Genomic DNA, 21,575 nt, shown 5'->3' on the forward strand with positions numbered 1-21,575 from the left:
GCCTCAGGGCAGTTGCAACGCTACACCGCCGGGATGTTGTTTGATGAGGCTGTAAGGCAGGACGCTCCATTCGACATGCCCACACGAAGCGGCCACATGGGGAAATGATGGCTCTAGCTTGATACCTTTTTCGGTGAAGTGCCAAGACAGGAAACGCCACGGATCTCCGTCACTGTAGGCACAATCTTCATCACTGGTCATTTGATCCGGATAAAGCTTACTGAGTTGCGCCACCAACCAGGGCGCGAGCTCGTTGGAGCGGTACGCAGAAAACGCGTTGAACGTGTCAGGTGATTGATCGCTTTCACCGTAGAGTTCTTCGTAATGCAGCGGTTTCCCCTCCCCTACCCAAAGAACATCTTCAAGCTCCAAGGGCTTGCCTGTCTTGGCATCGAGGTTAAGCGGTACATCGTTCTGATCCGGATAAGGGCCGCCACAGCTGTACTCCGTACCGATGTTCACACTGATGACCGAAGGTGTCATCAACAACGGTTTGATCGTTTGGTGGTAGAAGTTCACACCACCGCCGGCGAGACATCCGTAATACCCCACCACTTCCTGCCACAAGCGCCCCATCAACTGTTGATTGATGCGCTGGCGTTCTTCAGCGCTGTAGCCCGAAACGACTTCAAACAGCGTCATCTTTGTTTGCGGCTCGCTCCACCATTGCAGTGAGTAGCCATTGAACGTTTCCGTCTTTCCTGGTTTGAGCTTCATGCCTTGAAGGCGCAGATATTCGTACGGATCAGTTTCATGGAGTTTGGCGAGGTAAGGCAGAGTACCGGCAGGTATTGCCGGCAGTTTGGATTCCACCAATTCTATCTTCAGAGTTTTTCCTTCATCGTTGCTCCAATCCCCCCAAAATCTATTGGGCTCGATGTTCAGATGGATTTGAGGGCGAGGTGCTTTATCTCCATAACGCTGCTCTCCCTCATCGAGAACCAGCATCTCCCCTTCCTTCTTGCCGCTGAGCACCAAGTCTTTGCGGTACTTCTCATAGAAATAGCGACCCCTTATGTTTTCAGCGTTAGCAGTATTCACCTCCAGCACGATTGGCATCTTGCCCAGTGTGCCGGTAAATACCCGTTTCCCGTCTTCGGCATGAGCCGTGGAACACAACATCAGTAACAGCGCGACTGGCGCCAGGCGTAACAATCCTTTGAGCATTGATCGATCCCTGAATGAGCTGGAAACAGCGCCGGGCAGATTGAATGCGGCGCAGGTTGAACGGCGGACGGATTATGGCGAGGTTGCAGGGGAGAATCGAGCCTCACACGCCCCACTTCGTCGCCATGCTGAGCATCACCACCACCAGCAAACCAATATAAACCCGCGCATGCACCCGATCCGGTATCCGCCCGATCCACGGCGTGGCCAGCCGAATCCCCACCAGCGACCCAACCGTCAGCACCGCAAACGCCAGCCCATCCACATATCCGACAAACCACGACCCCAGATCGAACTCGGCAAACCCCGCCATCGCCATGTAGGTCAGCGTTCCGGCCACCGCCACGGGCAGACTCAACGGATTGGCCATGGACGTCGCATGAGACATGCTCAACCCACAACGGCGCAGCAACGGCACGGTCATGACGCTGCCGCCCACGCCGAGAAACGTGGCGATAGCGCCAATGCCCACACCCCCGCCAGACACTTCTGCCCTGCCCAATCGCCGTGGGATTTCAGTGTAGGACTGCGTAAGAAAACCGCGCCTGAACAAGCAATCCAGAATGGTCACGCCCAGGTAAACGATGAAGGCCAACCGGATCAACTCACCACTCGCCCACATCGCGGCCACGGCGCCGACGATAGCGCCCAGGCCGATGAACCCGCCCAACGGCCACAGGTAATGGCGAATGAGATGACCGGCGCGGTGATGTTTTCCGGTGGCGATCAGGGCGTTGACGATCATCACGCAGGTCGAGGTGGCCACGGCAATGTGCATCGCCGCTTGGCCGATGGGATCGTCAGCGCCGTGGCTGGCCGTGAGCATGCGATACAGCACAGGCACGACGACGAAGCCGCCGCCGAAGCCGAATAGCACGGCGGTGACGCCGGTCATGCAGCCGAAGAGTGCCAGCAAGAGGTAGAAGAACATCGCGCATCGTCCGTGGGTTGAGAGTGGCCGACGATAGAGCACTGGGGCTTGGCCTATCGCCGGTAAAGTCAGAGCAATCCATGTGGGAGCGGGCTTGCTCGCGAAAGCGGTGTGTCAGGCGACATCAATGTTGACTGTGCCGCCGTCTTCGCGAGCAAGCCCGCTCCCACATGGATTGCTCTTAACTTACCGGCATTAGGACTTGGCCTGCTTCAGCAAGTCAGCCAATAATGTTTGCGTTTACGCCAACCGCTGGGTGCCGCTCGATGCGCAATGTTTCGATTGATCTGCTGGACGACACCCCACGACCGGTGGTGGCCATCGGCACGGATTATCCCGATGGTCATCGGTTGCCACGTCATACCCATCGGCGGGCGCAGTTGTTGTATGGCGCCACGGGGGTGATGCAGGTGAGCACGCTGGACGGCAATTGGGTGGTGCCGCCGCAGCGGGCGGTGTGGATTCCGCCGGGGGTGGCGCATGAGGTGTTGATGCTGGGGGTGAGCACCCGCAGTGTGTATATCGAACCGGGGACGGTGGATCTGGGCAAGCGTTGCCAGGTGATCAGTGTTTCGCCGTTGCTGCGCCATTTGTTGATGGAGGCGGTGGAAGTTGCACTGGAGTACGACGAGGCCGGGCGTGACGGTGCTCTGATCGACTTGTTGCTGCATGAACTGGCGCGCAGTGCTCCCCTGCCGTTGCATATTCCGCTGCCTGTGGATTCGCGGCTGCTGGGGTTGTGTCAGGTGTTTCTTCGGCAACCGAACGCTCACCCATCGCCGCAACAATGGGCCGATCAGTTGCATATCAGTTTGCGTACGTTCAATCGCCTGTTCCGCCAACAGACTGGCCTGAGTTTCAGACAATGGCGGCAGCGGGCTTGTGTGGTGTTGGCGTTGGCGCGGCTGGCGGTGGGCACGCCGGTGACGCGCATTGCCCTGGATTTTGGCTATGAAAGCCCGGCGGCGTTTTCAACGATGTTTCGGCGTGTGTTGGGGCAGGCGCCATCCGTTTGGTTGGAGCAGGTGAAATGACCACTAAAGCCAATCATGCGCCTGGCGCAGAACCTGTGGGAGCGGGCTTGCCCGCGAAGAATGCACCGCGGTTTCTCAGGGATTGCGCGTCATCGTTCATCACGGGCAAGCCTCGCGTCTACAGGTTCTGCACCAGGCGCATGATTGTCTTGACTGTCTTGTACTGACAGCAACTCAAAACTCTGCTCCTTCACATCCTGGGAATCCAGGCCGATTTGCACCCGGAACTCGCCCGGTTCGGTGACGTATTCCAATTGGGCGTTGAAGAATTTCAAGTCGTTCTCATCAATGCTGAAGTGCACCGCTTTTTCCTCGCCGGCCTTGAGCATGATTTTCTGAAAGTTCTTCAGTTCCTTGACCGGACGGGCGACGGAGGCAACGACATCACGGATATACAGCTGAACCACCGTTTCGCCGTCACGCGGGCCGGTATTTTTCACCATGATGCTGGCGACGAGGTTCTCGTTCTTGTTCAGTGTGGTCGAAGACAGGGCCATGTCGGTCAGGCTGAAATCGGTATAACTGAGTCCATAGCCGAAGGGATACAGCGGACCATAGGACTGATCGAAATATTGCGACGTATAGTTGCGAAGCGCGCCCGGCAGGTACGGACGGCCGGTGTTCAGGTGGCTGTAATAATTGGGGATCTGCCCCACGGAGCGTGGAAAGGTAATGGGTAATTTACCAGAGGGGTTGTAGTCACCGAACAATACATCGGCAACGGCGTTGCCTCCCTCGGTGCCGCTGTACCAGGTTTCCAGAATCGCATCGGCCTGTTTCTGCTCCTTGCCGATCGACAACGGCCGACCGTTCATCAATACCAGGACCAGCGGCTTGCCGGTGGCTTTCAGGGCGGTGATCAATTCACTCTGGCGCCCTGGCAGATCGAGGCTGGTTCGGCTGGCCGCCTCATGGGACATACTGCGGGGCTCGCCTACCACGGCGATCACAACATCGGCTTGCTGCGCAGCGTTGACCGCTTCGTCGATCATTTCTGCCGCCGTCCGGGTGTCGTTTTCGATTTCGGCCACTCCCAGGTATTTAACAACCTCCGGATCTTCCGTGAGATTGGCGCCTCGGGCGTAGACCAACTGGCCCTGATTCATCGCGTTTTTCAGCCCGTCGTAGATCGTCACCGATTGCGCGGGCACACCGCTCGCAGACCAACTGCCCATGATGTCGACGGTACTTTTTGCCAACGGGCCGATGAGCGCGATCGTGCCCTCTTTTTTCAGCGGCAAGAGCCCGTTTTCATTCTTCAGCAGCACCAGTGTCTTGCGCGCCACCTCACGGGCCTGCGCCCTGTGCAGACGGCTTTCGGCGTTGTTATCGGCAGGGTCTTCACTGGCAACACCGAGGCGCCGGTAAGGGTCTTCGAACAACCCCATGTCGTACTTGGCCCCCAGGACCTCGCGCACGGCATCATCGATATTGCTCTGGGAAATAGCGCCGGACTCCAGCAGCCCCGGTAACTCCGGCCCATAGGAGGAGTCGTTCATGCTCATATCAATGCCGGCCCTGATGGCGAGCCTGGCCGCGTCGCGAGGGTTCCTCGCAACACCGTGCTGAACCAGATCGGTGACCCCGTTATGGTCGCTGATGACCAGTCCCTTGAAGCCCCACGCTTTGCGAAGCAGGTCTTGCATCAACCATTTATTGGCCGCCGCCGGTACACCATTTATCGAGTTAAGCGCCGCCATGACGGCTCCCGCGCCACCCTCGATCGCCGAACGATAAGGTGGCAGGTAGTCCTGGTACATTCGGGCCAGGCCCATGTCGACGCTGTTGTAGTCGCGCCCTCCTTCGACAGCGCCATACAACGCAAAGTGTTTGGCGCTGGACATGATGCTGTCGGGTGCGTTCAAGCTTTGGCCCTGGTAGGCCTGGACCATCACCCTGGCAATGCGTGAAACCAGATAGGTGTCTTCACCGAAGCCTTCGGATGTGCGCCCCCAGCGAGGATCACGGGCGACATCGATCATCGGTGCGAAGGTCAAATCGATGCCGTCCGCACTGGCTTCTTTCGCCGCTGTTCGACCGCTCAACTCGATGGCGTCCATATCCCAACTGGAGGCCAGGGCCAGGCCGATAGGGAAAATGGTTCGATGACCGTGGATCACGTCCCAACCGAAAAACATCGGTATTTTCAGGCGACTCTGCTGAGCGGCGTCCTGCATGGGGCGGTTTACGTAACGGCTTACCGAGCCATACGTTCCGCCGATTCGCCCGGCGGCGATCTCCAGGCGGATTCTTTCGGGCGTCATCTTGTCATCGATAGCGATCAGCCGCAGTTGGCCGACTTTTTCATCGAGGGTCATCTGATTGATGAGGTTGGTGACAAAGGCATCTTTGTTTGGCGATACCGTATCGGCCATGACGGGCAGACTTGTAAAACCGATCAGGGCACAAAGCAGACGTAGTCTTTTCATGATTCCCTTCCCCGCGCAACGCTGTGGCGCACTGCCTTTGAAACGCCACCTTTCCTTGTATTGAAAATCAGAAAGCTGATGTTCAATCAGTGCTGCTGGCGGGTATGAAAACCTGTTGAGCTTTCAGCCCCGCCTGAAAATAGCGTAGCCGGTCCGACGCTCCTGCCTGAGAAGAAAAAGGAATCGATCAAAAAAATGAGTTTGATCCGGGAATAAAACAACTGTACAAAAACACAGTAATTTATCGAATCGCCACTCTCGAGCCCCGGAGAAAACCATGGCCTCTCTTGCAATGAAAATCACCCTGGAACGCATCGCCCTCTTCCAGTTCACCCCCGCCCACTGCGCCCAGGCCCGAGCGATGCTGGGCTGGAGTGTGGAAGAGTTGTCCGAGGAATCCGGGGTTTCCGTCGACGCCATCCAGCGTTTCGAGGCCCAGCGAGATGTGCTGGATGTCACCCGGCTGGCGTTGGCGTATCGGTTTGAATCGCAAGGCCTGGTGTTCTTCCCGGGGTTTGCACCGGGCCGGGGAATGAATGTGAAAGGGTCGACGCCTAATCCCGTGGGACGGGCGGATTACGCGATGGTTGAGTGAGGCTTCGGCAGATGAATGAAATCGATGGAAGCAATAAGGCGCTGAGCTATCCCGATGTGGGTGAAATGCGGGCCAAAGCCGAATATGTCATGAAGATAGGCATGCTCCTCGAGTCCGGTCGGATGAGTAAGCCTGAGGCCGCGCAAAAGCTCGGACTGTCTGGGGAGGAACTGAGTGAAATTCTCCATGGAAAATTTCGCGATTTGACCGTCGCAAAGATTTCCGAATATCTGGATCTGCTGGTGGGCGAACGCAAATAGCTCAATTGCGCATGCCAGGCCGCTACCATGGCAGCGGCCCGGCAGCACACGATCAAGCGTTCTGAGGCGCCACCTGATCGCTTGTATCCTCCAGCAGCCACCATGCGCCACCACGCTGCGGATACATCACATTGAACGCCTCGCCCATCTGCGGTGTGGTGATCGACACGTTCCGTTCCCAGGCCAACGCCATAATACGGTCGAAGGGTTCGTACCAGACGTGCATCGACAGGTCGAAGGTGCCGTTGTGGATCGGTAGCAACCAGCGTCCCTTAAGGTCTATGTGCGCTTGCAGGGTTTGCTCGGGCTGCATGTGCACGTGAGGCCACTCGACGTTATAGGCGCCGGTTTCCATGAGCGTGAGGTCGAACGGGCCATACTGCTCGCCGATGCGTTTGAAGCCGTCGAAGTAGCCGCTGTCGCCACTGAAGAAGATTCGCGTGTCGCCGTCGATCATCACCCACGACGCCCATAGGGTGCTGTTGCCATCGAACAGGCCACGCCCGGAAAAGTGCTGCGAAGGTGTAGCGACGAATTGAAGGCCATCGACCTCGGTGCCCTGCCACCAATCCAGCTGTCGCACCTTGCTGGCATCGACGCCCCACTTGATCAGGGTGTCGCCCACGCCCAGCGGTGTGAGGAAGTAGCGGGTCTTGTCCGCCAGTTTGAGAACGGCCTGATAATCGAGGTGGTCGTAGTGATCGTGGGACAGGATCACCGCTTCGATCGGCGGCAGGTCTTCGAGGTTGATGGGCGGCTGATGGAAACGCTTGGGGCCGGCCCATTGCACCGGTGAGGCACGTTCGGCGAAAACCGGATCGGTGATCCAGAATTTGTCCCGCAATTTCAGCAGGACCGTGGAATGACCGAGGCGGTAGACGCTGTGGTTGGGCGCCGCAATCAACGCCGCCTGGGTCAGGGATTGCACCGGGACAGGGGCCGATGGCCGGGTGTCTCGCGGTTTGTGGAAAATGAAATTCCACAGGATGCGCAACGTTTTGCGAATGCCTTCGCGCTGCACTGGCGTGTGGTTTTGGTACTGCCCTTGGGTCTGTCGAGACGCTTCAGGCATTGAGGCGTTATCTGCTGGAGAAGTGGAAGTGGTCATGACCGAAAGACTCCAGAAAAACCGCGCAATTGACGATTTTCCGCTTAGGACGATTAATGGCCAAGGCACGCACGCATCAGCCGGAGATTCTATTTTTCACGGTGCAGGATTAACAAAACATTACACTGCACAGTGTAGTTTCTAGGTTGCATCAAAGCCGATCACAAGTAAACTACTAAGTGTAGTTCTCCACTTCTCCCTGCCGAAGCGTACTTATGACAGCTCCACAGCGCCTCACCGACCGAAAACGCGAAGCCATCATTCAGGCGGCGATTGCCGAATTCCGTGCCAACGGTTTCGACATCACCAGCATGGACAAGATTGCCGCCACCGCCGGTGTGTCGAAGCGCACGGTGTACAACCACTTCCCGAGCAAGGAAGAGTTGTTCGCCGAAATCCTCAATCAGTTATGGACCCGGGTAACGGCCGAGCAGGAAACGGCCTACCGCCATGACCTGCCCCTGCGCGATCAGCTGCGCCTGATGTTGCAGGCGAAATTGCAGATGCTGGCCGATGACAATTTTCTCGACCTGGCGCGGGTGGCGATCGCCGCCACCATCCACTCTCCCGAGCGTGCGCAGAACATGGTTGCCCGAATGGGTGAGCGTGAAGAAAGTTTGACCGTGTGGATTCGCGCCGCCCAGGCTGATGGCCGCTTGAAACAGGTCGCGCCTGAGTTCGCCGCGCAGCAGATCCATGGATTGCTCAAGTCCTTTGCGTTCTGGCCGCAGATCTCCATGGGCCAATCGGGCCTGTCGCCCGACATGCAGCACACCGTGGTGGAGTCGGCGCTGGACATGTTCCTGGCGTGTTATGCGTGCTGAATCAAGCTGCAAAAAATGACAATGTCCGCCGTTTTATCGCTGATCGGTCGCTCTGAATTAAGAACCCGGTAATGTGTTTCTGAATGAGACTGACGCTGGAGCTATAGTGAGTTCTCAGTTCCAGCACCATACAGAGAGCATCATGAGCACTCCGACCCGCGAAACCGAAACCGAAATCACCGGCCCCGTCGATCACCTGCGCTTCCATCGCCCTCACGCTCACCTGGCACCCACTTTCGGTACCGACCGTTTTGCCCTGCGCGCCGAAGCTTTTGCGCGGTTCTTCGGCACACCGACCTTTCTCGGCGCCCAGACCCTGATTGTGGTGATCTGGATGTACCTGAACCTGGCCGGCATAACCCACTTCGATGCGTACCCATTCATCCTGCTCAACCTGGCGTTCAGCCTCCAAGCGGCCTATGCCGCGCCGCTGATTCTGCTGGCCCAGACGCGTCAGGCCGCGCGGGACAAAGCCCAGTCGGACGCCGATGCGCAACACCGCGAAGCCTTGGCCATCGCCAACATTGAACGTCAGGCCCACGCTGCGCGAACCACCGCGCAATTGATGGAACTGCTGGAGCAAAACACCCGGCTCACCGAAATCACCAAATCCCTGAGCGAGCGCATTGAAAGCCTGACGTCGGAAATGCATCAACATTTCATCGGCAAGGAGCCACCGAAGGTTTGATCCGGAGCGCCCGCCCCAACTCGTCGAACAATGTCACCACCGAGCGCAGCGCACGGCAGTCCGGTCGGGTCAGCAGCCACAGTGCGGTGTCATAACCGTGCAAGGGCTCGGTCAACGGTTGCAGACCGTCACCGATCAAAAAGTCCGGCAACGCCGCGACACCCAGACCGGCCCGTACCAACTCGGTCACCGACAACATGCTGTTGCAGCGATAACCGGGTGTTACGCCGGGCAACTGCTGACGCCGCCAGGCGACGGTGGGGTGATCAGGCAGAAAATCGTCCGGGGCGATCCAGGTCAATGAGGCCAGGTCGTGGGAGTCGACCGATTGCAGATAGGCGGAACTGGCACAGACCCGATAGGAAATGTCGGCCAATTGCCGTCCAACCAGATGCTCGGGCGGGGTGCGGGTCAGCCGCAAGGCGATGTCGGCATCGCGGCGGCTGAGGTTGGCGAAGTCGTTGGAGGTGCAGAGCTCAATGGTCAGCGCCGGGTAAGACGGCATGAATTGCGCCAGCGCCGGCAGCAGCAGGCTTTGCAGGACCGAATCGGTGCAGGTCAGGCGCACAGTGCCGCTGATGATTTCACCGCCCTGCTCCACGCCAATGCGCGCCGCTTCCAGCGCTTGTTCGGCCCGCTCAGCCTGCTCGGCCAGCGTCTGAGCCAACGTGGTAGGCAGGTAACCGGCACGGCTCTTTTCGAACAGTTGCTGGCCCAGCGCGGCTTCGAGTCGACGGACCGCGCGAAACACTGTCGAAACGTCGACCTTCAACAACGCCGAAGCCCGGGCCAGAGAGCCGCCGCGCACCAAAGCGAGGATCAACGACAGATCCGGGTAGTCCAGCCGATAGTGCGCCGATGCATTGATCACTTGGGATAACGCCAATATTGATTGCGTGAACGCCAATCTATAGTGGGCGCCAGGAATCAACAAGTGTCGAGGTCATCCATGGAAACCAGCGCCATCCGCATCGCCCTGATCGGCGATTACGACCCACAGGTCACCGCCCACCAAGCCATCCCCGTCGCCCTCGGCATGGCCGCCGAACACTCAGGCCAGAACCTGCAGTTTCAATGGCTGCCCACCGATCGCATCACCACCGATACGCCGCTGGATGACTTCGATGGTTTCTGGTGCGTGCCCGCCAGCCCATATCGCGATATGGATGGCGCGTTACGGGCGATCCGTTTTGCCCGGGAACAACAGCGACCGTTCCTCGGCACCTGTGGCGGTTTTCAGCACGCGGTGCTGGAGTTCGCCCGCAATGTTCTGGGCTGGAAAGATGCCGAGCACGGCGAAACATCGCCCGACGCGACGCGGGCGCTGCTCACACCGCTGACCTGTGCCCTGGTGGAGGCCGTCGACAGCATTCATTTGGTTGAAGGCTCGTTGGTCGCCAAGGCGTACGAAAATGCGGAGATTCGTGAAGGCTATCACTGCCGTTACGGTGTGAATCCCGAGTTTGAACGGCAGCTACTGACGCGACAGTTGCACGCGGTTGGCCACGATTCGGCGGGGGATCTGCGGGCGGTGGAGCTGAAGGATCATCCATTCTTTGTCGCAACGCTGTTCCAACCGGAACGCGCCGCGCTCAAGGGCCTGCTGCCGCCATTGGTCAAGGCGTTGGTCGAGGCTTGTGCGAGGCAAAAATCATGATCGCCCCGACACCTGCAGCACCTTACTACGCAGTGATTTTCACCTCGCTGCGCACCGAAGGCGATCACGGTTACGAACAGGCCGCCGAACGCATGGTGGAATTGGCCCGCGAGCAACCCGGCTTCCTGGGCGTGGAATCGGCCCGGGGCGCGGATGGGCTCGGGATTACAGTGTCCTACTGGGCCAGCGAAGCGGCGATCCTGGCCTGGAAGCATCATCCCGAACACAGCGCGATTCGTGAGCGCGGGCGATCGACCTGGTATTCGGCGTGTCATACGCGGGTGTGCAAGGTTGAGCGGGCCTATGCATTCAAACAGTGAATGACCCGGTGATTCTGGAGGCCGTCTTCGCGGGCAAGCCCGCTCCCACAGGGATCTCCTGCGTCCACAAGATTTGTGCACAACAGGGATCAATGTGGGAGCGGGCTTGCCCGCGAAGAGGCCAGAACAGCCACCGCAAAACCCTCACCCCCGCACCAAACTCCTCACCGCCGTAATCTGCGGCACGTCCCGTCGATTCATGTACACCCGCAACGGCTCGGTGATGTTGATCCGGTCGTCGATGTTCTGGTCCAGCAGCAACTGAATCAGTTCGCGCTTGAGCGTCATGGTCTGCTCGGGGCCGGGTGCCCAGACGAATTCGCTGGCGGGGATGATGCCGTCGTCAGCCACGTCCATACCGAAGGCGTCTTCGCTGAAACGCACGATGTATTGGCCGGTTTTGCGATTGAGGCCGACGAAGCCTTTGAGTTGGTCGGCAGCCTGGCAAATGAGCTGGGAAGTGATGCGCATGGTAAACCTCACAAAAGGTCGCAAAGGACCGGTGATCGATGGTTTACACGCAGGGCAAGTGAACGGGTTTCCCTCTGCCGGGGAAACTGCCGGTGTGAAGATTACTGCAAAGAGCCGCACAAAAGCGTTGAAGAAATCTTCTTTAAACACGTTTATGTCGGTCTGGCGATAGCACAAGCGCCGCTCACTTGTTAAAAGATACGTCTTTGAAAACTCATCGCAAAAGGACTTCGACCATGCCTGCCACCTTCACCAAGAGCGCGCTGCTGCTGAGCCTGATGCTCGGCCTCGGCCAGGCACAGGCCACCAACGAACCAAGCCCTGCCGCACTGGCAAGCCGCCTGGGCATTCCGCACCCGGCAGTGATCGCCCACCGCGGCGCGTCCTTCGATGCACCGGAATCCACCGCCGCCGCCTACAAACTGGCCCGCGACCTGGGTGCCGACTACCTGGAAATGGACCTGCAACGCAGCAAGGATGGCGTGCTGTTCGCCCTGCACGACAACAACCTGCAACGCACCACCGACGTCGCCACCAAGTTCCCTGAGCGCAAGGACAGCCCGGCCAACGAATTCACCATCGCTGAACTGAAAACCCTGGATGCCGGCAGCTGGTTCAACACGGCGTACCCGGATCGCGCGCGTCCGGGCTACGTGGGTCTGAAGATCCTGACCCTGGACGAAATCATCGACATCGCCCAAGGCAATCCGCTGCACAAACCTGGCCTGTACATCGAAACCAAAGAGCCGAAGCAGTTTCCCGGCATCGAGCGCGATCTCAAGGATAAATTGCAGGACCGTGGCTGGCTGAGCCCGGCCGGTTCCAAACTGGCAAAAAGTAATCTGGCGGTCGGCCAGGGCAAAGGCAAAGTGGTGCTGCAAACCTTCGAGAAGAGCAGCCTCGAACTGCTCGAGAAGGAAATGCCGCAAGTGCCGAAAATCCTGCTGTTGTGGGTGGGCGAAGGCAGCATCGAGCCGAAATCCAAAGTGACGTTCGCCGAGTCCGGTGACAAGGACAAAGCGACTTACTACGCCAAACAGGAACCGAAAGACAAAGCCGAATTCCAGCAATGGGTCGAGTACGCCAAGGCCCAGGGCGCTATCGGCACCGGGCCTTCTGCCGCGCTGACCAAGGGCGGCGATCAGAGCTATTCGGACCTGGTGAAACCGTGGATGAACCAGTTCACCCACGATCAGGGCCTGCTGGTGCACGTCTACACCATCGACGATGCCGTGGATTATCAGAAAGTGACGGATGCCGGTGTCGACGGCATCTTCACCAACCGCGCCAGCGAACTGCTGAAGTTCTACAAGCGCCCGGCGGCGGCGAGTGTTGCGCAGTTGTTGCAGAACAACGGGTACTGATTGGCGCCAGGCACTGCACCGCGTCGTCCCCATCGCGGGCAAGCCACGCTCCCACAAGGTCTGCGCAAAACCTGTGAGAGCGTGGTTGCCCGCGATTGTTTTTTTAAGGGTGAATTAAGTTGCGCTGTTTAACCTGATCCCACTTAAACAGCTCCTCCAAGGAAAGAACTTGATGAAAACCTTAACTGCCCTGTTCACCGCTGCCGCCCTGACCCTCACCGCTGGCCTGGCCCAAGCTGACGTTCGCGTCGACCAGATCCCCGAGTTGGTCAAAAGCGGCAAGATCAAACCCCTGGAAGAAATGAACCAGGCCGCGCTGAAGTTGCATCCGGGCGCCACAATTACTGATACCGACCTGGATAACCACTTCAACGGTTACGAATATGAAGTTGAACTGCGTCTGGCTGACAACACCGAATGGGATGTGGACTTCGATGCCGCCACTGGCAAGGTCCTGAGCAACAAACAAGACAAGTGATTCAACGGCAAAAAGCCGCACGATCTTCGGGTCGTGCGGCTTTTTTGCGTTCGGCGTAAGGCAAATCGCTGAAGTGGTGAACGAAGTCGCGCCCTTTTGCGCTAGCCCGCTAGAATCCCTCAACACCACCACTCAGCATGTTGAAGCAGAGAACCACGGATATGGGGCAAACAGCGGCAGCAGACATCGCCACGATCAGCCGGATCAGCGCGGTGCCGGCGGTTCTTCAGGTGATCAGTGAGCTGACCGGGTTGCGGTTCGCCGCGGTGGCCCGCGTCATCGACAACACCTGGATCGCCTGCGCGGTGCTCGATCGACTGGATTTTGGCGTGCAGGTGGGCGATGAACTGCAGCTGGTCTCCACGCTGAGCGACGAAATTCGCCAGGGCCAGCAGTCGGTGGTCATCGACAAGGTCAGTGAAGACCCGCTCAGCCGCGATCATCCCTTCGAAAGCTACATTGCCGTGCCGATACTTCGCACCGATGGACGCTTCTTCGGCACCCTCTGCGCCCTCGATCCTGATCCCGCGCCGCTCAAGTCCAGCACGATCCGGAGCACCATGGAATCGTTCGCCCGGATGCTGGCGCTGCAGATCGAAACCGAAGAAAACCTGCAACGGACCGAAGCGGCGTCGATCAAGGAACGCAAAACCACTGAGCTGCGCGAGCAGTTCATCGCCGTGCTCGGTCATGATCTGCGCAACCCCTTGTTCGCCATCAGCGCCGGTGCCGAAATGCTCCTGCGCAAAGTCAAAGACCCGGCGAATGAGCAACGGGCGCGACATATCCTCACCAGCGCCCGGCGTGCGACCAAACTGGTCGATGATGTGCTGGACTTCGCGCGCGGGTCATTAGGTCGCGGCATCCCGATGAATATCGAACCGTGCCCTGACTTGGGGGATGTGCTGCGGCATGTGATCGCCGAGATCCAGAGCATTCACCCCAAGCGCAATATTCAGGCGTCGATTGACGACCTGAGCGACATACATTGCGATCGCGAACGGGTAGCGCAGTTGCTGTCCAACCTGCTGGCGAATGCCATTGTCCACGGAGATCCCGACGGCACGGTCGAGGTCAGTGCGCAGGTCAAGGACGGGCACTTCGTGTTGAGCGTGAAAAACCAGGGGCTGATTGCCGAAGATGCACTGCCGCACCTGTTCCAGCCCTACTCGCGACCGACCGGCGGAACACCGCGGGCCGGCCTCGGATTGGGGCTGTACATTGCCAACCAGATTGCGCAGGCCCATGGCGGCAAACTGGAGGTGGAATCGACCGAGCCCCAGGGCACGACGTTTACCTTCAGCTTGCCCCCCAGGACTTAAGCGGTGGTGCTGACCACCGAACCCGACGTACTGCCACCCTCATCCTGCAACGCCTGCAACAACGCCGCCGTCACCGTTTGCATCGAAGCCGACGTGGCCGCAATTTGCGACTGAGCCGCCGCAACTTCCGCCGCCTTGGCTTCGCTGCTTTGCTGCTTGGCCTGGGCCGCTTGCAGTTGCTGCTGTTGCTCCTGCAATTGCTTTTGCAGTTCGGCGAGCTGCTTGCGCAGTTCTTTCACCGTATCGGACTCACTGCTGCTGGAGCTGCTTTCGCTCGACGCGGCTGCGCCGCCAGCGGCAGCCTTGGTGGTGTCACTGGAGGTCTCGGTGGATGCCGCGACGGTGCTGTCTTCGGTGTTGTCGCTGATCGAAACCTGGCTTGAAGAAGTCGACAGGGTCTGGTTGATCGAAACGGAACTGATGCTGACCATGGGCGTTATCCAATATGCAGTTTGGGTAACTTCCGTCATCGTCAGGCGCGGCACGAACTTGAGAGCGACTGTGTACCGACTCGGTAACCGATTCGGTACACAGCCCATTTCACTAGGCGCTCAACCGCGCCGTCACTTCATTCAATTGCCCCGACAGCCCGTGCAGGTTGTGGCTGGCCGCTTCGGTGCGCTGCACGTTGTCCAGGTTGGTGCTGGCGATGCTGGTGATTTCGGTGAGGTTGCGCGAGATGTCTTCGGCCACCGAGGTCTGCTCCTCGGCGGCGGTGGCGATCTGGCGGTTCATGTCGCGAATGGCTTCCACGGCATGGGTGATGCGCTCGAGCATGGCGCCGGCCTGGGTCACTTGCTCGACGCTTTGTTCACTGCGCGACTGGCCGCTTTCGATGGCCTGGGCCGCGTCCACCGCACCGGTTTGCACGGTTTGAATGATCTGGTTGATCTCGATGATCGACGCCGCCGTGCGCTGGGCCAGGCTGCGCACTTCATCGGCGACCACCGCAAAACCACGTCCGGCTTCACCGGCACGGGCCGCTTCGATTGCCGCGTTGAGCGCCAGCAGGTTGGTCTGTTCGGCAATGCCGCGAATCACTTCCAGCACCTTGCCGATGCGCCCGCTGTCTTCTTCCAGACGACGGATGACCGTGGCGGTGTTGGCGATTTCGCCGCGCATTTGGGTGATGGTGTGGATGGTGCCCTGCATGACCTTCTCGCCCTGCTGGGCGGACTGATCGGCTTCGTCGGCCGCACGTGCCGCATCAGCGGCGTGGCGCGCGACTTCTTGCGCGGTGGCGGACATTTCGTTCATCGCCGTGGCCACTTGATCGGTGCGGTTGAACTGCTCGTTGGTGCCGCTGGCCATGAGGCCGGCAATCGATTTCAGCTCACCGCTGGCACTGTCCAGGTCCGACGCGCTGCGCTGCAAGCGGTTGAAGGTTTCGGCGAGAAAATCGCGCAAGGTGTTGGCGGCCCTGGCCAGGTTGCCCAACTCGTCCTGACGGGTGCTGGCCACGCGTTCGGCGAACCGGCCCTGACTGAGTTGCGCCACGTAGTCAATCAGTTTGCGGATCGGCTCCACCAGGTTGCGGTTGACCAGCCACAGACTCAACAGGCCAATCAGCAGACCCGACACCAGCATTACAATGATCCCCAACAACACCGTCTGATCGGCGCTGGCGCTAATCAGCTTCGATTTCTCGGTGGCCTGCTTGCGCAACTCGCTGACCAACTCGCTCATCTGCTCACTGGCGGCACGGTCCACGCCTTTGACCGCGTTGTCGCCAACCGCTGGGTCGGCCCCGGCCGCCACATAGGCATCACGGCCCTTCTGATACGCCGCACCTAATACACGATGCTCCTCACGCAGGCGTTCGATGCGGGTCTTGAGTTGCGGCTCCATACCCTTCTGCCCGGCCAGTTCACCGAGGATGCCCTGCACATTGCGCTGACCGTCCTCGAACTGCTTCCAGTATTTGTCCAGGTCCGCGGGTTGCTTGCCGCGCAGCAGGACGTTTTTCCACTCCTGAACCTGCACTTTGAATTGCAGGTTGGCTTCATCGATCAATTGCGAGGTGTGCAACGGGCCTTCGATCAGGTTCGCGTAGTTCTGGACGCCATTGGACAGAAAGTGAAAGCAGGCCAAAGCGATCAACAACATCGCCAACAGACTGCCACTCAACAGGGCGAGAATTTGTGCTCGAAGAGACTTTTGCAAAGACATCGGGAAGTACTCAAAACAGGAATGAGGCACGCGGATGAAGGCGTGAAAAGTATCCGGACATCCCTGTCTGCCACGTTGGCCCTTGGCCGAAGGCGCGCAAACGTAACCCAAGCGTGATCGGCGTTCCAGAGCGGTTCTTGAGGAAAATCCGACCATCGGTATCGCAATCGTTTGCGTACACCTTGCCGTCACAAAACCGTCATGAGCGCTTGCAATGATGGGGCTCAAGTGAACCTGTGAAACCCGCGACAGGCGCCTCCTCGCAGCGAGACTTCATGAACCACAGCATTGACCAACGCCATCGCGATTCCGACCTGTTCGGCCTGCTTTACGGTTTCAGTTTTCGCCCCGGCGAGCGCGGTCGCGAGATCGATTCGGCCAAGGCACTGCACTGCCTGCAACAACCGGACGACAGTGATGAGTTTCTCTGGCTGCACCTGAACCTGGCCCATGCGGCGTGCGAGCGCTGGATGAAAAGCCATCTGGAATTGCCCGACGAGTTTTTCGAAGCCTTGCACGAGGGGTCCCGTTCGACGCGCATCGAGCATGTCGATTCGGCGTTGCTGGCGGTGGTCAACGACGTGGTGTTCAACCTCAGCAGCATGGTTTCCTCGGATGTCTCGACACTGTGGGTCTGCGCCCGCAGTCGGCTGATCATCAGCGCGCGCCTGCAACCGCTGCACTCGGTGGACAAGCTGCGCTCTTCGGTGAAGGCCGGGGAATGCTTTCGCTCACCGCTGGAACTGCTGGTGCATTTGCTGCGCGATCAGGGCGAAGTGCTGACACAGATCGTGCGCAAGACCAGCCTCAGTGTCGATCAGATCGAAGATGAATTGCTGTCGTCGCGCCTGTCCACCAACCGCGCCGAACTGGGCGCCAACCGCCGGGTGCTGGTGCGCCTGCAACGGTTGCTGGCGCTGGAGCCCGGCTCGTTGCTGCGCCTGCTCAATCGCCCGCCGCAATGGTTGCAGAAGGAGGACGTCAAGGAGCTGCGCAAATCCACCGAGGAGTTTGCGCTGATCATCAACGACCTCACAGCCCTCGGTGAGCGGATCAAGCTGTTGCAGGAAGAAATCGCCGCCAACCTCAACGAACAGAGCAACCGCACGCTGTTCACCCTGACCGTGGTCACGGTGCTGGCGCTGCCGATCAACATCATCGCCGGTTTCTTCGGCATGAACGTCGGCGGGGTGCCGCTTGCCGGAGATCCGGAAGGCTTCTGGATTCTGGTGGCGCTGGTGGCGACGTTTACCCTGATTGCCGGGCGCTGGGCGTTTCGCAAGCGGCGCGATTATTAAGCAAAGTACCAGGGCCTTATCCCAATCCTGTGGCGAGGGGGCTTGCCCCCGTTGGGCTGCGCAGCGGCCCCTATCCGGTTTATTCATTCAAACCGCATTTTCTGGTTTTACGACTGCTTCGCAGCCGAACGGGAGCAAGCTCCCTCGCCACAGGTGTTTGCCTGCCTTAGCATCCGGCATTACAAAAAAACCAAACACTGACCCAGCGCAGCCTCACTGTAATATTTAGCAACGATCATGGCCGATACTCCTTCTCTGCTCAGGATTATCCGGCATGGCTACGCCTTCCTTCACTGCCGCTTCCCAGGCGCCCGCCAGTAGCGCCAGGCCGCAGTTCGATAAAAAACCCGGCCTGCTCACCTTCGTGATGTTCTTTGCCGTGCTGGGCAGCGGGCTGTTGTTCACCGCCTACAGCCTGATGCACGACATGAGCGAACTCGGCACGGTGGTCACCACCTGGACGCCGTTTCTGCTGTTGGGCGTCGCCCTGTTGATTGCCTTGGGCTTTGAGTTCGTCAACGGTTTTCACGACACCGCCAACGCCGTGGCGACGGTGATTTACACCCACTCCCTGCCGCCGAATTTCGCCGTGGCCTGGTCCGGGTTCTTCAACTTTCTGGGGGTGTTGCTGTCCAGCGGCGCGGTGGCGTTCGGCATCATCGCCCTGTTGCCGGTGGAGCTGATTCTGCAGGTCGGATCCTCCGCCGGTTTCGCGATGATCTTCGCCCTGTTGATCGCCGCCATTCTGTGGAACCTCGGCACCTGGTGGCTGGGTTTGCCGGCTTCTTCATCGCACACCCTGATCGGCTCGATCATCGGTGTCGGCGTGGCCAATGCCTTGATGCACGGTCGCGACGGCACCAGTGGCGTGGACTGGGCCCAGGCGACCAAGGTCGGTTACGCGTTGCTGCTGTCGCCGCTGATCGGCTTCGCGTTTGCCGCGCTGTTGCTGCTGGCGTTGCGCGTCTTCGTCAAAAATCGCGCACTGTACAAGGCGCCCAAGGGTGATACCCCGCCACCGTGGTGGATTCGCGGCATGTTGATTCTGACCTGCACCGGCGTGTCGTTCGCCCACGGTTCCAACGACGGCCAGAAAGGCATGGGCCTGATCATGCTGATTCTGGTGGGCACGCTGCCGATGGCGTATGCATTGAACCGCACCATGCCGGCGGATCAGGCCTTGCAGTTCGCGGCCGTGGCCGAAGTCACCCAGCAAGCCCTGATGAAAAACACGCCGCTGCCCGCGCCGGCCGATCCACGCCCGGTGCTGACCGAATACATGCACAGCAAGCAAGCCACCCCGCAACTGATCCCCGCCCTCGCCGCGCTGGCGGGCCACATCGGTAACGAAGTGAAGGGTTATGGATCGCTGTCGAAAGTCCCGGCCGAAGCGATGGGCAACGTGCGCAACGACATGTACCTGACCAGCGAAACCATTCGCCTGATGGACAAGAACAAGGTCGGCAACTTCGACGCCGACACCACCGGCAAGCTGCAATTGTTCAAGCAACAGATCGACAACGCCACGCGCTTCATTCCGCTGTGGGTGAAGATCGCGGTGGCCATCGCCCTGGGGCTGGGCACCATGGTCGGCTGGAAGCGCATCGTCGTGACGGTCGGCGAGAAAATCGGCAAGACACACCTGACCTACGCCCAGGGCGCCTCGGCGGAAACCGTGGCGATGCTGACCATCGGCGCCGCCGACATGTTCGGCCTGCCGGTGTCGACCACCCATGTGTTGTCTTCTGGCGTGGCCGGGACCATGGTTGCCAACGGTGGCGGCTTGCAGATGAAGACCATCCGCAACCTGCTGATGGCCTGGGTGTTGACCCTGCCGGCGGCGATTGTGTTGTCGGGCAGTTTGTACTGGTTGTTCACCAAGCTGTTCTGAAACACCGCGACATCCTGTGGGAGCGGGCTTGCTCGCGAAAGCTGACTGACAGTCAACATCATCGTTGAATGTAATACCGCTTTCGCGGGCAAGCCCGCTCCCACAGGTTATGCGTTGTGGTTCAGGTCATTGCGATTGCTTTCAACCCTCGCAAGCCCTGCGCACCAACAGCCGCTCACGCACCACGTCGTAGCCCCAGTGGTACACGTAGGTGTATGGCAGGAAAAACAGCAGCACGCCGATATCCAGCAGGAACGCCTGCCACAGGCTGATCTTCAACCACCAGGCAATCAACGGCACGCCGAACGCGACCAGCCCACCTTCGAACAGCAGCGCATGCACCACCCGCACCCAGGCGTTACGCACCAGGGCAAAGCGCTTGAGCAAGCGGTCGAACACACCGTTGAAGACCACGTTCCAGGCCAGGGCAAGGGCGGCAATCGCCATCGTGGCCACGCCCATTTCCAGCATGGGCTTGTCCATGACCCAGGCCAGTAGCGGGGTACAGATCAATATCGCCAGCAGTTCGAAACCGATGGCCTGGAGAATTCGTTCAGTGATGGATTTGTTGGCATTCATGGCCAGGCTCCCTGAGTGACTGTGGTTGCCATGATCTGTCCTCACACCGATACTTCATAACCAATAACCATCGATCAAGGCGATAGTTCATGGCCTCCCACGAAGTGCTGCTGGCGTTTGTCCAGGCCGCGACCCAAGGCTCGTTTTCCGCTGCGGCGCGCAAGCTCGGGCGCAGTCAGTCGACCATCAGCGCCGCCGTGGCGAGCCTGGAAATCGACCTGAATCTTGCCCTCTTCGACCGCAGCAGCCGCAAGCCGAGTCTGACCCCGGCCGGGCACGTCATGCTGCAACGGGCCGAGGAGATTCTGGCCGCCACCAGTCGTCTGGAAATGACCGCCAGCCAGCTGTCCCAAGGCGTCGAGCCGAAGCTGACGGTGGCGATTTCCGACACTTACCAGTCTGACCGTTTCGAAGCCGCGCTCAGTGCTTTCGAGCAACGTTACCCGGACCTGGAACTCGAATGCCTGATCGCCGAATGCGACGACCTGGTGGCACTGGTGCAACGCGGCCGCGCGCATATCGCCTTTGCCGAGATGCAGGACAGCTATCCGCCGGACCTGGTCAGTTCGACGGTGGACGAGCGCACGGAAATCGCCCTGTTCGTGTCCCATGCGCACCCTCTGGCGATGCTGAGTGACATCGATCAGGACGTGCTGCAACAACACCGCGAGCTGCGTCTGGCGACGATCGTCAATCCGTATGAAAGCCGCGCGAAGGGGCGCGTCTGGTCGGCGCCGAGTTACTTGATGCTGCTGGAAATGGCTCAGGGCGGGTTCGGCTGGGCGCCGTTGCCGCGCTGGCTGGTAGGGCGGTTCGGGGCTGGTTCGTTGGTGGAGTTGAAGGTACGCGGCTGGCCGAAACCGGTGTACGTCGATGCGCTGTGGTCGCGTTTGCACCCGCCGGGGCCGGCGGGGAGTTGGTTGCTTTGCAAGATGCTGGAATAGCGGTGCTGCCCTTCGCGAGCAAGCCCGCTCCCACATGGGTTCTATG

22 protein-coding genes are annotated in these 21,575 nt (G+C 59.5%); 13 read left to right on the forward strand and 9 right to left on the reverse strand.

The window, feature by feature from the left end:
* Window positions 1-3: 3 nt before the first annotated feature.
* Window positions 4-1,167 carry a hypothetical protein gene (locus tag PSH64_RS23120; RefSeq protein WP_305478827.1) on the reverse strand — a complete coding sequence of 388 codons (1,164 nt, stop codon included), beginning with the start codon at window positions 1,165-1,167 and terminating at the stop codon, window positions 4-6.
* Window positions 1,168-1,270: 103 nt separating this feature from the next.
* Window positions 1,271-2,098: a sulfite exporter TauE/SafE family protein gene (locus tag PSH64_RS23125; RefSeq protein WP_305478828.1), complete on the reverse strand. Its 828-nt coding sequence runs from the start codon at window positions 2,096-2,098 to the stop codon at window positions 1,271-1,273.
* A 266-nt stretch (window positions 2,099-2,364) separates the two neighbouring features.
* On the opposite strand from PSH64_RS23125, the gene PSH64_RS23130 reads away from it, so the two are divergent.
* Window positions 2,365-3,132: a helix-turn-helix domain-containing protein gene (locus PSH64_RS23130; protein WP_305478829.1), complete on the forward strand. Its 768-nt coding sequence runs from the start codon at window positions 2,365-2,367 to the stop codon at window positions 3,130-3,132.
* 89 nt (window positions 3,133-3,221) lie between these two features.
* On the opposite strand, the gene bglX is transcribed toward PSH64_RS23130, so the two are convergent.
* On the reverse strand, window positions 3,222-5,561 hold the full coding sequence (bglX, locus tag PSH64_RS23135) for a beta-glucosidase BglX (RefSeq protein WP_370694456.1): 2,340 nt from the start codon (window positions 5,559-5,561) through the stop codon (window positions 3,222-3,224).
* Window positions 5,562-5,838: 277 nt separating this feature from the next.
* On the opposite strand from bglX, the gene PSH64_RS23140 reads away from it, so the two are divergent.
* Together PSH64_RS23140 and PSH64_RS23145 are read left to right on the forward strand one after the other, a co-directional pair.
* Complete coding sequence (locus PSH64_RS23140; RefSeq protein ID WP_305478830.1) at window positions 5,839-6,156, forward strand: helix-turn-helix transcriptional regulator; 318 nt, start codon at window positions 5,839-5,841, stop codon at window positions 6,154-6,156.
* Between the two features lie 11 nt (window positions 6,157-6,167).
* Window positions 6,168-6,416 carry an XRE family transcriptional regulator gene (locus PSH64_RS23145; RefSeq protein WP_305478831.1) on the forward strand — a complete coding sequence of 83 codons (249 nt, stop codon included), beginning with the start codon at window positions 6,168-6,170 and terminating at the stop codon, window positions 6,414-6,416.
* 52 nt (window positions 6,417-6,468) lie between these two features.
* Here the strand turns inward: PSH64_RS23145 and PSH64_RS23150 are convergent, their stop codons facing one another.
* Entirely contained in the window at window positions 6,469-7,524 is a 1,056-nt protein-coding gene (locus PSH64_RS23150) for an MBL fold metallo-hydrolase (RefSeq protein ID WP_305478832.1), read from the reverse strand.
* 215 nt (window positions 7,525-7,739) lie between these two features.
* On the opposite strand from PSH64_RS23150, the gene PSH64_RS23155 reads away from it, so the two are divergent.
* Window positions 7,740-8,348 (forward strand): TetR/AcrR family transcriptional regulator, encoded by a 609-nt coding sequence (locus PSH64_RS23155; protein WP_305478833.1) that lies wholly within the window; start codon window positions 7,740-7,742, stop codon window positions 8,346-8,348.
* Between the two features lie 142 nt (window positions 8,349-8,490).
* On the forward strand, window positions 8,491-9,036 hold the full coding sequence (locus PSH64_RS23160; protein ID WP_105346421.1) for a DUF1003 domain-containing protein: 546 nt from the start codon (window positions 8,491-8,493) through the stop codon (window positions 9,034-9,036).
* On the opposite strand, the gene PSH64_RS23165 is transcribed toward PSH64_RS23160, so the two are convergent.
* On the reverse strand, window positions 9,008-9,970 hold the full coding sequence (locus tag PSH64_RS23165; RefSeq protein ID WP_305478834.1) for a LysR family transcriptional regulator: 963 nt from the start codon (window positions 9,968-9,970) through the stop codon (window positions 9,008-9,010). The two genes, PSH64_RS23160 and PSH64_RS23165, sit on opposite strands and share 29 nt — an antisense overlap.
* Before the next feature lie 15 nt (window positions 9,971-9,985).
* Between PSH64_RS23165 and PSH64_RS23170 the strand changes: the two genes are divergently transcribed.
* On the forward strand, window positions 9,986-10,693 hold the full coding sequence (locus PSH64_RS23170) for a CTP synthase (RefSeq protein ID WP_305478835.1): 708 nt from the start codon (window positions 9,986-9,988) through the stop codon (window positions 10,691-10,693).
* On the forward strand, window positions 10,690-11,013 hold the full coding sequence (locus PSH64_RS23175) for an antibiotic biosynthesis monooxygenase (RefSeq protein ID WP_305478837.1): 324 nt from the start codon (window positions 10,690-10,692) through the stop codon (window positions 11,011-11,013). The genes PSH64_RS23170 and PSH64_RS23175 overlap by 4 nt, the downstream gene beginning before the upstream one ends.
* A gap of 144 nt (window positions 11,014-11,157) precedes the next feature.
* Here the strand turns inward: PSH64_RS23175 and PSH64_RS23180 are convergent, their stop codons facing one another.
* Window positions 11,158-11,484 (reverse strand): DUF2025 family protein, encoded by a 327-nt coding sequence (locus PSH64_RS23180; protein WP_305478838.1) that lies wholly within the window; start codon window positions 11,482-11,484, stop codon window positions 11,158-11,160.
* Between the two features lie 236 nt (window positions 11,485-11,720).
* On the opposite strand from PSH64_RS23180, the gene PSH64_RS23185 reads away from it, so the two are divergent.
* From PSH64_RS23185 to PSH64_RS23195, 3 genes are all read left to right on the forward strand, one after another.
* Complete coding sequence (locus PSH64_RS23185) at window positions 11,721-12,848, forward strand: glycerophosphodiester phosphodiesterase (RefSeq protein WP_105346434.1); 1,128 nt, start codon at window positions 11,721-11,723, stop codon at window positions 12,846-12,848.
* A 172-nt stretch (window positions 12,849-13,020) separates the two neighbouring features.
* Window positions 13,021-13,326: a PepSY domain-containing protein gene (locus PSH64_RS23190; RefSeq protein WP_007934833.1), complete on the forward strand. Its 306-nt coding sequence runs from the start codon at window positions 13,021-13,023 to the stop codon at window positions 13,324-13,326.
* 161 nt (window positions 13,327-13,487) lie between these two features.
* Window positions 13,488-14,648: a GAF domain-containing sensor histidine kinase gene (locus tag PSH64_RS23195; RefSeq protein WP_305478839.1), complete on the forward strand. Its 1,161-nt coding sequence runs from the start codon at window positions 13,488-13,490 to the stop codon at window positions 14,646-14,648.
* Here the strand turns inward: PSH64_RS23195 and PSH64_RS23200 are convergent.
* Entirely contained in the window at window positions 14,645-15,079 is a 435-nt protein-coding gene (locus PSH64_RS23200; protein WP_019581434.1) for a hypothetical protein, read from the reverse strand. The two genes, PSH64_RS23195 and PSH64_RS23200, sit on opposite strands and share 4 nt — an antisense overlap.
* Window positions 15,080-15,191: 112 nt before the next feature.
* Window positions 15,192-16,817: a methyl-accepting chemotaxis protein gene (locus PSH64_RS23205; protein WP_305478840.1), complete on the reverse strand. Its 1,626-nt coding sequence runs from the start codon at window positions 16,815-16,817 to the stop codon at window positions 15,192-15,194.
* A 275-nt stretch (window positions 16,818-17,092) separates the two neighbouring features.
* Between PSH64_RS23205 and PSH64_RS23210 the strand changes: the two genes are divergently transcribed.
* Entirely contained in the window at window positions 17,093-18,115 is a 1,023-nt protein-coding gene (locus tag PSH64_RS23210) for a transporter (RefSeq protein WP_019581436.1), read from the forward strand.
* Between the two features lie 274 nt (window positions 18,116-18,389).
* A complete protein-coding gene (locus PSH64_RS23215; protein ID WP_105346443.1) occupies window positions 18,390-20,006 on the forward strand; it encodes an inorganic phosphate transporter in 1,617 nt (538 codons plus the stop codon).
* Between the two features lie 141 nt (window positions 20,007-20,147).
* On the opposite strand, the gene PSH64_RS23220 is transcribed toward PSH64_RS23215, so the two are convergent.
* Window positions 20,148-20,585, reverse strand: a complete 438-nt coding sequence (locus PSH64_RS23220) for a multidrug/biocide efflux PACE transporter (protein WP_305478841.1) — start codon at window positions 20,583-20,585, stop codon at window positions 20,148-20,150.
* Between the two features lie 89 nt (window positions 20,586-20,674).
* On the opposite strand from PSH64_RS23220, the gene PSH64_RS23225 reads away from it, so the two are divergent.
* Window positions 20,675-21,529, forward strand: coding sequence for a LysR family transcriptional regulator (locus PSH64_RS23225; protein WP_305478842.1), 855 nt, complete (start codon window positions 20,675-20,677; stop codon window positions 21,527-21,529).
* Window positions 21,530-21,575: the final 46 nt, after the last annotated feature.

The sequence above is a fragment of the Pseudomonas sp. FP1742 genome (assembly GCF_030687145.1).
Classification (GTDB): domain Bacteria; phylum Pseudomonadota; class Gammaproteobacteria; order Pseudomonadales; family Pseudomonadaceae; genus Aquipseudomonas; species Aquipseudomonas frederiksbergensis_D.